This is a genomic window from Paenibacillus sp. FSL H7-0756 (genome assembly GCF_038006765.1).
In the GTDB taxonomy this organism is placed as follows: Bacteria; Bacillota; Bacilli; order Paenibacillales; family Paenibacillaceae; genus Paenibacillus_AQ.
The window spans coordinates 878810-891372 of the sequence record NZ_JBBOVT010000001.1 but is presented as its reverse complement, the minus strand read 5'-3'; the positions used below and the strand labels follow the sequence as shown (position 1 = coordinate 891372).

Below are 12563 nucleotides of genomic sequence, written 5' to 3'. Positions count from 1 at the left end.
TATTAACTGTATTATCCTGTTTAATAGCTCTGAAATGTACCCGCAAAAAACTTGCCCCTACTTATGATACGTTTCTCCGCGATGGCTGAAGCGGCAAGTTGTGCATACTAGTTAAAGCGACATTTTTTTATTAAAGATATTTTTGTTACGCCTATATAGCCTTGGTCTTTCGACAGGCTTCGCATCTGCTGTAGGATCGGAAGTAGTGACCAGCAAAGATAGAAAGCAGTCATGATTTCTTTTAGCGCCTACCAGTTCACGAACCGTCATAACCTGTACTTTATTGTGGTCAGCATAACATTTGGCTTGAACCGCAGTTCTCTCGCCACGTTTATCAATAATGACCAAATCCACACCACCATCCCTACCTCCTACTCCTACTTCTTTAACACTATACCCTTGATCCCTGAAGTACAGAGACCACAACCGCTCAAACTCAGCACCATTGATTTTGTCCAAAGGTGTTCTTAAAAGTATATCGTCAGGTCTTAAACTACTGCAAAAAGCACAAACCAATGGCTTGCGCTTTTGTTTCTAACGATCTTTTTTGCCCTGAGAGGCTTGCTTCATAATTATTCTTTATAATAATTCCTTCAGTACATTTTTAGCCACACGTAATTTCTCATCATTGGCCTCACGGAGCATGCCTACAATATCCTGAATATCACGCTCTGCTGCGGTAACCATGAACTCTTCACCCTGGTACGCAAATAACTGAATAATACTCACTTCAAGCGATTCTGCAATCTTATGTAAATTCAATAAAGAAACGTTCTTCTCCCCACGTTCGATCTGCCCTATGTATGAAAAATGAAATCCGCCCTTCTCCCCAAGCGCCTCTTGTGACAGTGCCCGCTCTTTCCGAAGAGCACGTATCCGAGCTCCTACCTGCTTCAATATTTCCTTATCCATCACCGTATTCACCTCTCCATGTCCAAAGTGTAGACAAGTTTCCTAAAGGTAAACACCAATTAATAGATATTATTATTTATTATAATACTTATAGGTATTATAATAGGTGTAATACTTTTCCAAATATGCTATGGGAGGCTTTCACTATGGAAAGAAGCTTGCAAGAGAAAATCAACGACTATACAAGTCTAGCCCGTTATCACATGAAATTAGCTCATATTATGAGAAATCACAAACAATACAAGACAGCGTTCTTTCTTTGTCATTCAGCCCTCATCTCCATGATTCGTGCGTTATACATCTATGAGAATAAGACAGAGTTCGGCTCAGAGATATCATTAAATGATCTGTTACTCCTGATACATACCGACTATCATCCTGGGCTTGAGATTGTGGTGTTTGTGGGTGAACTGAATTATCTCGTTAACGGGGAGGGGAAGGAGTTAGAGATGATAACGGACGAGGATATGAAGAGAGTGATGAGACGGGCGGGTGAGGTTTTGGAGGAGTTGTGTTTGAGGATGGGGATGTAATAGGCCTTAAAGGCCCATACACAGCCTGGAGAGGCTAGCGCCATCCTCCGCTCATACAATGGTCGGCAGTTTCTCAGGATGCTTTTGCAACTATGTGCATGGGCAAGGATTAGTCCCTGATTCATGAACAGATTCCGCCTCTACAGAAGTAATCCTTTGCTCTACATATTGAGGATATTTTTAAAGGCACCTCGATGGGCGCCTTTTTATTAGTGAAAAATTTTATTAATTACTAACATTATCGTTCAGGATCTCTTTTCGAATTTTAATTGAGATCTCAATAATCTATGAATATCAAATTCGTCAACATTGTCTGTAGGAAAATCCGGACTATCCGATGATGAGACATAATATCGCTCCAATGAACGTCCAGGTCTCGCCGTTTTAGATATAGCCCTCAGGAATCCGACTTTAAATAGTACACGCTATAACGGCTAGTGAATTCACATAAAAGGCGCACTCGCAAAATTTGCGAAATGCGCCTTTTAATCAGACGGTTTCCTTTTTTAATTCTTGTAACTTATCAACTAACTCTTTATTTAGGCTTATTCTTTTTGTTGTTTCTGTATCATTAATATCTTCTACAACTTCTTCAATAATAGAAGTCAGTTCTTTGAATATATCAAGTAGGTTACTGTTATACAAAATTTTATTAATTTCTTCTGAAAGTTTATTAACTTTTTTAGAGTTAAACGGCGGAACTTTCTCATTATTCGTATAATTTTTAAGCATCATTAATATGTGATATTTAAATTTCCGGTATTTTGAATCTAAATTTTTATTTCTAAAATAAAACTCTAATTTATATAAAGCATAAGAGCTAGTATAGTATGGTAAAAGTTCATGGTCTTCTAAAAAAGCTACATCTCTTAGTTCTTCTAACAATTGACCATAAAACCTACTAGCAAGATGAGGTTTGTCAAGAAACATTGACGCGAAACTTCTCACTTGTGAGGATATAGTAACAATTCTCACTCTTTCTATTCCAGAGTCAGAATCATATTGCTTGGATCTTCTTTCATAAAATAAACGTTTTTTAGGATCATCAATAGTATTGTAAAAAAGCTCAAGATTTTTTTGAAAATCACTCAGCGCCATTAACTCTTCTTTCTTCACTTCTGTTTGACTATTATTTGCAATAATAATATCATTTATCACTTCGTCATTCGCAGGGACGATTATCTTGATCGGTAAAGAAATATCTTTATTCACAATGTCTCTATTATTATAGATAACATGAGATGTTTGACACCCATTAACAATTTGATAGTCTTCTAAAGAAAAGTCATTTCTAGCTACTGTCAGACTTTTTGTAACTATTGTAATTCCATTGTTAAGAACTGCTAGCCTTCCAGATTTACTAGAACGCAAAGTTTTTTCAATACTCACATTAACGTCATTTTCTCCTTGAAAATCTCTCACATTATCATAAAAAATCCCTCTTTTAATATTGCCTAAATCATCGATTATTATATTTAAAAATTCTTTTAATTCCAAAGTTCCAATATACGATTCTTGAACCCCATCAATGTCCGGAATCAATACCTTGTTTTGAAATTTTATCGTTGCACTAACTCTTTCCTGTGTTTCTCTGTAATATTTTTGAATTTCTTTAGCTCCTAGTGTAGAAAAGGAAATTTCTTTAAATAAACTTAAATTCTCAATGTCCTCCTGTATTTTAGAAATCCTTGACAACAAGTTTTGATCATCTAACCATTTACCAGTTGTAACATAAAACATCTTGCATGTTATTTTTTTCACTTTTGCAGCTATACTGATAATTTTTTCAACTAATAATGCCTTCTTCTGAATAAAATCATTTCTTACTAGTGTTGGATTTTCCGAAAAAAAGTCGACTACACCGTCTCCAAAAGTTCTCATTTCCCCACCATCAAAGGAAGCAGAAGTCTTTGATTGTACTAAAATAATATTAACTTCAGATATAATACCAGAACGTTCTAATATATCATCAATTTCTTCTAGAGTATTTACTAAAACACCACTAAAAATAATTGCTAGTCCATCTATTCCACAATCTCCTCCTTCTCCACCAACTACATCATCAAGTTCAAATTTTTCACTATGATGCTTAGATAAGATTGAATAAGTGGCGAACATTTCAAATAATTTACTTTGATCTTTGGTTTCCAATTCCATTACTTTAGAGAAATCATCTATCAAACTCTTAGTTATTCTATCCACTTTGTTCCCCCATAAGCCCATTTTTAACTAAATTATAATTCGTTAAGAATACCAAGTCTACCAAGATACTTTATATCACTTGATACTTCCTTTTTAGCCGTCATTTATGATACGGTTCACCGCGCTGTCTTTAGCGGCAAGTTTAAAGGCCATCCTAAAGTGGAGGGATTTAAATCACAATACCTTTTCTGCTCCTTGACCGCTCTCGGTAAGTTCATATTCGACATGCAGCGGTACGTTTGGATAAAAAGTATTTCAGCTTCGTAACTTAAAGGGACAATTTTTAACAACTATCAATAATTCACCTCTTAAAATATTCAAATATGCTTAAATATAAACAGTAGCTAAGCTATACCAGCATACTACTAACTTGATAACCATAATGATAAAACTACCTATAGCATAGGACGAATAACATACAGATAAAAGAATAACGGTTACCTGTATGAGACGCTTTCTTAAACGAATCCAAAATAGGCCCTTGTTAATGCCTTTTGAACTCCAACTGGACGGCATAAACATTAGCCTGTCCCATAAATCATTACCTACACTCCTAAGCCAGGTAATTTCATAAGGCAAAATGCGTCTACCAAAAGCCCTTATATAATTATACCGATTCAGTAACAAGAAATAAGTTCTTATAAAGTATGTCCCATAAATCTTTATATCTCTTTCTGTCCCTTTACTCGACTCCATGGAGATGATCTCGGTATGGAACTCATTCCAGTTTTCTTCCTTTTTATGCTCAACAAGTTTATCAATTCTTATACCTTTTCGTGATGGAATATCATCCTCGATAAAGTTGATTTCATCTACTTTATAATGATTATCATAGAATATTACCTTACCTACAATATTTTTTATATCATAGCCAGTAGTGTTCAGAATGCGTACTTCACGCAAAACTCTCCACTTGCCATTATATAAAAAGTCATCATCAAATACTTTAGTTGATATGGGTGTCTTTTCTTTTGATTCATATATTTTGGGCCGGTAACTCTCTTTTATTTCTTCATTAAATTTAGAATCGCTAATCCTTAGTACTATAACTATAAAACCAATTAAAATAGAGTATAAAATTAAACCCACTAAATTCTCAAATAAGATAATGCTACTGGAATTTAATACATCTTTTATAAGAACAGGTTGCCAAATATATAACAATATTAATAAAATAGGAATTAAAAAAAGTTTGAAAACTTTATTGTTTATTTGAATTGCTCTTCTTTTATTTTTTTCATTGCTCGTTCTTAAATTCAATTCCGGGTAATGCTTATTTAATTCCATAGAATCAGTTGCTAGATCTTGAATAAGATCTTCCCAAAACAGCATTTGTATAGGGAATTTATGTTCCGTTTTTCGTTGTTCAGATAGCATACGTATGTCTCTCTGGAATTTGGCATCGCGAGATGCTGTTGTTGCTATGTAGTATATGTCTAAATAAGGAACAAAATTTTCAGCTTTTAAAACCTCTGAGACTACAACTTTTAAGTTTATTTTACCTTCTATTAGTTTGCACTGCACGCCCGCCTTTCTTCCTAGATCATCATTGCCATAAATATCAACACCGTGTTGAACTTGTCCCTTTCTTCCAATTCTACTCAAATTTTTATTTCCCCAGCGTATCCGTAAGCAACTAGCGACTATATCCTCAAATTCATTCCATTCTCTTGGAGCTGGTATTGATGAGTTTGCCATTGTTGGCATTGCCTCTTCCTCTCCCTCCGCGGTTCGTTGTATATTGTTTTATTTAATTTATTTTCAAAAGCAAATTAAGGGAGATCCATTTTCTGGCCTCCCCTAATTGATTTTTACTTAATCTATAATTATGAATTCCTTATGTTTTTCTGATAAAGGTTCTTAGTTATACTAATAGTCTATTGTTTCATCTTGGTCAAGTGTATCGTTCCCAACATTGTCAGTAGTATCTTCTGCATCTCTTGTTTCTTCAGCAATTAAAGGAGCAGGTATCAACGGGGTAACACCTCTGTAAAACTCAACATTGTTTGCTTTCAACGTTCCGAAAAATCCATCGCTCGAAACATAATCTCGTCCACTTGCTGAGGGTAGCCATCCTTTAACATAAGCTTCATAAGCTAAAAGCCAGTTGTCGGTATATAATTCACTACTCTTCATTATAGATTTCCACTTTCTATTATCTAAACCTCTTGGTATCAAGTTACTATTGAGCAAATCTAGTGCCGCTAAAGCAACTACATTATCATCAGATTTTGAAATTTCTATTGCGGCGCTTTCCTTAACTTCGATGTTAAGCAATTTGCTCATCCAGAGACACCAAGCAACCTCATTGTCATAATTAAATTTCACACTATTCATGATTATTTCTGTAATTGTGTCTGAAATGAGAGATGTATTTATTATATGACCTTCATCTTTTCGTTTATAAAAAATTAATGCAGCAATGGGTATTACACTGGGCTCTGCAATCACGGAATTTAATATTAAGCTTTCGTACAAAGACCAATTTTCATTTTTTATCTCTATATTTTTAATTCTTGATAAGGCATATTTCAACACACGATCATTAGTATACGTTTTTGAGTAATCAAATGCGAGGCTAAAATATCCGATAAGGTCTGTATGTTGGCCTTTAACTGTTTCCCTAATATTATAATTCCTTAATTCCGAAACCCATTTTTGTTCCAATGATACGGGAAGTTCTTCAATAAAAGTTTTATTAGGGTTCAATTCAAGTTCAAAATCTTTCATAATGCTATGGAGAGTACTTAAAGCAAATTCAGCCTCGGGTTTAGAACTAAAGTAAAGATAGTAGTCATCCATATATCTAAACCCTTTAGTATCGCCCAGTCTACTTCTTAATTTCACATCCATTGACGTTGCAATAATTTCTGCAATGATTAATGATGTATCTGGTCCCACCGGGATGCCTAAAGTTTGACCATCCATAGAGTTTCTAACACGTTTGTCCAGTAAGTTTCCATATAAGGCATCTTTTCTGTTGATTTTTGCTACTTCTTTTGTATGCAAAGCCCACGGAATACTATGGGTATATATAGTTGGGTAAAAACGAGAAATGTCTGTTCGCAACACATACCTTACACTCGTCGAATCTAATGCCTGCTGAACCGGAATATACGAATAATGACGTAAACGTGAGACAGCTCTTTTGGAATCTTGCAAAATAACTGGTTTTGTAAGAGTCATATTCGTATTAGACAAGAATCCATCAATAGTATTCCAGTTATCTTCAATAGCGTTGCATAGCTTAATCTGAAGTAATGGATTAGGAATGCTCAACATTCTTCGAAGGTGCTTAACTCTAGGTATTGAGTGCTTAGTGGCACTTGCTGGTTTATCAGGATAGTTACTTATATTTTGAATAATGGTATTAAGTGTATCTGCCAAAGTCTCTGTAGAAAATATAGGTGAGAGTTCCTCTGGAAAATATCCTTTTCTGATTAAAGAATCTACTGTGAGCATTAGGAGACCTCTTTCACGGTTATTTTTTGCAGAAATCAATTAGGGCGTATTAAATTAAGCATTAAAGCAACGATGTAATTAATTCTGTCTAAACCAGTATTGATAATCAAAAATTCATTTCTTCATTTGCATAGTAAATTATAGGGTAATTTTAACTGGAATATCCGAAAAATAGAAGTGCTAATATAATAGAGAAATATTTACCTAATTTTAATAAACCCCAGATTCTAATAAACATCCAAATACAACAACTATTAATACCTCAGACCTTTAGCCAAAACCGCGCAAGAAGCTTTCATCCTAATATGGCAAGGCTTCATTCAGGTACATCATTATTCTATAGCACAAATAAACTCGCAGAAGCCCGTTTACGCACCGTTCCGACCGGAGCGTGACCTATCCAGCTCCTATGGACCTCATGCTGCAAATACAGGCTCCTGCGAGTTTTTTGATTATAAAAAAAGACTCAACGATTGGTCGAGCGAAGTTTCAGTATGACTATATTGAACCCCTGTCCATAAATCGGACAAGGGTTCTTGTCAACGAACTGCAGTTTGGCGAAGTCCATAATCCGCCGTCGCGTGATATCTAAACAAAATTCAGTATATAAATCCTAGGTATACGCTATCGGCTTTTATTATTTTAATAGTTAAACCTTAGCATATTCATACTTCTCAGATATTTCTTGCAATTTTTCGCATATTATCTTTGCTTTATCACATAATTCATGGCTAGGATATTCAGCAATATAGTCTTTGCAAATATTTAGTAAAAGTGAAGCGCTGTAGTCCCTTTTCTTACTCTCTAGCAGCTCACTATTAATGTATTTATAATTAAAATGTAAGTCTAGAAACAATGCATCGTACCCAAGCATAATAGCTTCTCGTTGATTAAAAAACCTTTCCTTATCGTCTTCCTCTAAATTATATAACAAACAACAAATCAATGAGGCAGTTAAAGCAGCTTTATATCTAATAGGTTTATTTCCATCAGCATAAGACTTCTTTGCCCACTTATATGCCTCATCTAATTTTTGTTTGTCAGTGGGAAATAAACGATAAATTGTTTTAGCTCTTTGTAACCAATAGTGCATATCGAAACTTAACTTTTTTTCTAATGATTCGTAAACCTGAAAAATCAAATGACCTGCTCCATGTTTCCCACCAAATAATTGATTTAATGTATCAAATAGAATTACTTCAATATACATTCTATATCTCTGTCTATCATTTTTAAGTTTTAGAACAATATAGTTTATACTTTCTATTATTTCATTTTTAGGTAATGTGTTTAACATAAAAAGCAAAGCAATTTTACTGTTGTGCACAATTTTATAAGCAGAATGAGTGTTAGCCTCATTTCGATCTACAGGAATTTCCTCTATTAAAGTTGGGAACCTTTCTACGAAACTTTGAATTTCTTTTGGGGAAATACCTAAGGCATATACATCTGTCAGGTATACTTTATCCAATACGCACAGCAACAAGATTAAAATTTTCTCTTTATATGTTAGTTTCTTATGGAAGTCAGATAATGTGATGCTTATTTTTTGCTCTTCTGAGAGTCTCACTAAGTAATCAATGTTGGTATTACTTCTTCTTCGATTTATTAGACCATATGTATTAGATAATTGCCGACTTATACTTAGCTCAGTCTCATCAAAAAAACTAGGTATTTCAACCATATCAGCACTCATACTATCTAGAATATAATTATCATTCGAATTCACTGAAACAACAATTTTATTTTCTCTTTCTTCCAACAATTGTTGGCTATTTGCTACAAATTTATATGCACTTGAAGAAAGAGAATTACTGTCAAATACGAATAGCGACTTCTTGCACTTAGTAAATAGATTAAAAATAAGTTCTTCATCTACTTGAGATATTGATGGAAAAAAGTAGGTAGTATACTTCTTCTGGCGTTCTAATAAAGAGCATAAAAGAAACGTTTTTCCGCTAAACCTTCTCCCCCTCACTACTACACATGCATTTTTATCAATTTTATTCTCAAGACTTTTAATGATTGTTCTATGGACATGAAGCCCACCTTTATAAAATTCATTATTCTTGCTTTTGAAAATATTTGTTCCCGAGATTAATTCAATTGCTTCTTCCCTTTCACTCTTACCAATTACCATTGGATTCGTATAACTAAAGATATCGGTTTCAGTTTCCATTTGTAGCGCCTTTATTTCCTTAACAAATTCCCGATAAAACAATTCATAGTCTGAAACCAACAATATTTGATTTACTCCATATTCCTCTAAATTTGATAACTCCAAAAAAGTAGGTTCTTTGCTCGTAACATAAATACGTAGAGTATTCCTGTTATCCTCTATCTTTCTAAATATATATTTTAAATCAGGTTCATTTTTCAAACTACAACCAATAAACAATAAGTTTTTTTGCGAATAATCGCCAATTAAATTATTTGAAAAATCCTTATTTTGTTCATTTGTGATAGATTGAAGATATTGCTCGTCACTAAATATTATATTTTCATAGTCTTTATACGTAACTTCGGTTAATGCATCACCATGCAGTTTATACAATAGCCTTATAGAAGTATCTGGTCTATTTAGCTTTTTGTACGGTAATACAGCTTGGAATAGCTTTGTTCTTTCAATACCATCGTCAATATTTAATGTATAAGCATACGACCACGCTAATTCTAGAAAGTCTTTTCGATAATCACTAATTTCTACATGTGTAAAATTATCTCTAAAAAAAATCAATCTTTTTTCTGGTGGCACGAGTTTATAGAAATATTTAGAAGTCTCATTAAAGTCAAAGTCCTTTATATCATCTAATGAGATCTCTTGGCAATTGTCTAGTATAAGTTGCTTCATTATATTTGTTGCCTTATTACCATCAGGTACAACTGAGTTAAAAGATTTACAATTCCCGGTAAAACCAGAACCAAATAGTGGTATTAAGTTTTTATTAAGAAATAATTGTACAATATGCTTAATACCTTGATCCTGAGTTACTAATGAAATACTCATACTTGTCACCTCTTTTTTTCATTATTAATAATACCGGTTGCATAAATCCTAGATTTTTGGGTTTGTACACTTAAATACTCGTCAATTTCATGTACAGGAGCAGCCATATTTACCCTCTAGCTAAAATCGTATTACATAATTCAGCATATATATTCAAAAACTATATTTCCTCTTGTAGTTCAATATCCTCATTTTACCATAATTAATTAACTGCTTGTACACCATGTGAGAAAGAATTTCGTACAACAGGCAAGCAGCTTAATCCGATCTTATGCCACCGTATTCATAGTAAAGTAATCTCTATCCATTTTGGACGGAGGTTGCTTTCTCTTGCTTACCGACAAACCACGAAAGTAGCATGGACAATGAGTACTGCAGTCTAACACATTCAAAACGACTTCCCCTACCAGCAACTCAACATGCAGGGACTTGTGTTGTCTCTCGGCAAAAGTTCGCTGCTGCCTATAGCCTCACCATCTGAGCAGTTCTCCCAAAAATACCCCATACAACAGAAGCACCCCTCGCAAATGAGGTTTTTTAGGATCGGATTCTGAGTAACCCTCTCCTTAAATTGGCGGTTTCACCAGTAAAAACTAGCCCCTACTTGTGATACGGTTCCCCCCGATTAATCTTCACCGCCCGGTAAACCTGCTCCACCAGCACCAGCCGCATGAGCTGGTGGGGCAGCGTCATGCGGCCGAAGCTCATGCGCTGCTGGGCGCGGCGCATGACGTCATCGGAGAGGCCATGGCTGCCTCCGATGACGAAGACGACATGGCTCGTCCCGTAGGTGCCGAGCCGGTCGATCTCGGCGGCAAGCTCCTCGGAGCTCCAGAGCTTGCCGTCAATCGCGAGCGCAATGACATGCGCCTCGCTCTTAATCTGCGTGAGGATACGCTCACCCTCGCGCTGCTTCACCTGAATAACCTCTGCATCGCTGAGGTTATCAGGGGCCTTCTCATCCGCCACCTCGATCATCTGGAACTTGATGTAGGGCGTTAACCGTTTCGCATATTCCGCGATGCCGAGCGTCAGATACTTTTCCTTCAATTTGCCTACGCTTATCAGTTGAATTAACATAGTTCCTCCATCGGTCTCATCTGGTTATGTCCCTGTATTTTATCACATCCCTGTCCATAACATGCCCTGCTTAAGAGACATTCACCGCACACCCTGTACCCGACAAAAGAAGAACCACCCTTCACGGGTGGCCCTAAGACACTACGAATAACCTGCAATTATTGGTTAGACAAGTCAACAATCAACTGCTGTTTAATCGTACGCCCTTTCATAGTGGTGAAATCCAGGCGAAGCGACTGCGGCTTATTCAAGAAGAAGTAGCTCTCTGAGACGATTTTCATCTCATGGTCTGCATAGGTATAGGTAGAAGCTCCCTCTTCCAATTTATAATCACCGGTTCCGTTCTTAACCAATAGCGATGGATTATATTCCATATAGAAGGTCTCCATAAACTCTCTGTTTTTAAACAAAGCCTCATCGGAGGATAGTGTGGTTACGGTCGTGAACGGTGTCAATTCCAGCTTCACTTTAATCTTATGCCCTGCCACATCAATCGTTTCCTCCGGCGTCAGTGTCCGGGTCTCCTGCTTCCAGACCTTGGGGTTGATATCAAAGACCACCTTCAGCACAGGGCTATACTTCACGTTGGACTTGATTGCATCATACTTCTTCAGCAGTTCAGGACTGTAGCTGAACGATGAGGTCTGGTCCGGGTCGTCCGCATGGGCCTTTTCGGCGGCAGCGAGCATTTCGGCATCCAGCGCCTTTAACTGATTCAGCTCAATGGCGGTTAAGGTGCCTAGCTGAAATTGCGCAGCTACTTTTTTGGGCGGCGTGGTCAATGGACTGCTTAACCGGATTTTAGCAATTCCATATAGAATATGATCTTTCTTTGCCGGACTTGCGCCTATGACTAGCGCATCATTGAATTTCTTGCCACTGATAACCTTGCCTGTAATCGCATCGGACAATTGGAGACTATGACCCTTTGGCGGCATGAATACGAATGCTCTCTTACTGTCGGCTTGGGCTGTAAAAAGGATGATCAGCTCATATTTGTCTGCGATGAGGCCGTTCACCGTCAGCTGATAACCGTCCTTTTTGACGACTGTGTTCAGCGGCTGCACCAGATTGTGTTTGATGGCATACTCAACCTGTCGATAACCCTGAAGCTCGGGATTTACAAAGGGGGCAAGCGCTGCCGACGGTTTCGCGGCGGTTGCCGGGGCGGCCAAAGTTTGACCTGTCACGGCAAAAGGGCTAAGCACCAGCGCTGCGGTTGTCATGACTGCGACGAGGGCGGTAGATAGCCGGTTCCTCGAGGACCACCGTTTATTTGGCGCTGACCATTGCTTTTGTTCCTGTTTAGGCTGCATCTGCGCCGTATGTGAGATCTCCAGTTCATTCCGCTTCATTCTAATCATTGT

Annotated in this window: 9 protein-coding genes; 1 reads left to right on the top strand and 8 read right to left on the bottom strand. The window is 36.6% G+C overall.

Going from position 1 to position 12563, the window contains the following annotated elements; all coding sequences use genetic code 11:
* Positions 1-111: 111 nt before the first annotated feature.
* Together NST04_RS03925 and NST04_RS03920 are read right to left on the bottom strand one after the other, a co-directional pair.
* Complete coding sequence (locus NST04_RS03925; protein ID WP_340750605.1) at positions 112-459, bottom strand: restriction endonuclease; 348 nt, start codon at positions 457-459, stop codon at positions 112-114.
* A gap of 120 nt (positions 460-579) precedes the next feature.
* Positions 580-915, bottom strand: a complete 336-nt coding sequence (locus NST04_RS03920) for a helix-turn-helix domain-containing protein (RefSeq protein WP_340750603.1) — start codon at positions 913-915, stop codon at positions 580-582.
* 143 nt (positions 916-1058) lie between these two features.
* Here NST04_RS03920 and NST04_RS03915 point away from each other — a divergent pair, with 143 nt between their 5' ends.
* Positions 1059-1445 carry a HEPN domain-containing protein gene (locus tag NST04_RS03915; protein ID WP_341183217.1) on the top strand — a complete coding sequence of 129 codons (387 nt, stop codon included), beginning with the start codon at positions 1059-1061 and terminating at the stop codon, positions 1443-1445.
* Positions 1446-1934: 489 nt separating this feature from the next.
* On the opposite strand, the gene NST04_RS03910 is transcribed toward NST04_RS03915, so the two are convergent.
* The 6 genes from NST04_RS03910 to NST04_RS03885 all read right to left on the bottom strand — a co-directional run bounded on the left by NST04_RS03910 (position 1935) and on the right by NST04_RS03885 (position 12560).
* Positions 1935-3647, bottom strand: coding sequence for an AIPR family protein (locus tag NST04_RS03910; RefSeq protein ID WP_341183216.1), 1713 nt, complete (start codon positions 3645-3647; stop codon positions 1935-1937).
* Between the two features lie 327 nt (positions 3648-3974).
* On the bottom strand, positions 3975-5354 hold the full coding sequence (locus NST04_RS03905; protein ID WP_341183215.1) for a hypothetical protein: 1380 nt from the start codon (positions 5352-5354) through the stop codon (positions 3975-3977).
* 162 nt (positions 5355-5516) lie between these two features.
* Entirely contained in the window at positions 5517-7109 is a 1593-nt protein-coding gene (locus NST04_RS03900; RefSeq protein ID WP_341183214.1) for an RNA-directed DNA polymerase, read from the bottom strand.
* A gap of 649 nt (positions 7110-7758) precedes the next feature.
* Entirely contained in the window at positions 7759-10116 is a 2358-nt protein-coding gene (locus NST04_RS03895; protein ID WP_340750594.1) for an SIR2 family protein, read from the bottom strand.
* A 600-nt stretch (positions 10117-10716) separates the two neighbouring features.
* Entirely contained in the window at positions 10717-11196 is a 480-nt protein-coding gene (gene rlmH / locus NST04_RS03890) for a 23S rRNA (pseudouridine(1915)-N(3))-methyltransferase RlmH (RefSeq protein ID WP_341183213.1), read from the bottom strand.
* A 158-nt stretch (positions 11197-11354) separates the two neighbouring features.
* The gene (locus NST04_RS03885; RefSeq protein ID WP_341183212.1) at positions 11355-12560 is read right to left on the bottom strand and encodes a DUF4179 domain-containing protein; all 1206 of its coding nucleotides are present in this window, start codon (positions 12558-12560) and stop codon (positions 11355-11357) included.
* Positions 12561-12563 lie beyond the last annotated feature (3 nt).

Bases quoted from the DNA above. Each gene is read 5' to 3' on its own strand.
- rlmH (WP_341183213.1), bottom strand. From the start codon at position 11,196: ATGTTAATTCAACTGATAAGCGTAGGCAAATTGAAGGAAAAGTATCTG.
- NST04_RS03905 (WP_341183215.1), bottom strand. From the start codon at position 5,354: ATGCCAACAATGGCAAACTCATCAATACCAGCTCCAAGAGAATGGAAT.
- NST04_RS03900 (WP_341183214.1), bottom strand. From the start codon at position 7,109: ATGCTCACAGTAGATTCTTTAATCAGAAAAGGATATTTTCCAGAGGAA.
- NST04_RS03915 (WP_341183217.1), top strand. From the start codon at position 1,059: ATGGAAAGAAGCTTGCAAGAGAAAATCAACGACTATACAAGTCTAGCC.
- NST04_RS03885 (WP_341183212.1), bottom strand. From the start codon at position 12,560: ATGATTAGAATGAAGCGGAATGAACTGGAGATCTCACATACGGCGCAG.
- NST04_RS03895 (WP_340750594.1), bottom strand. From the start codon at position 10,116: ATGAGTATTTCATTAGTAACTCAGGATCAAGGTATTAAGCATATTGTA.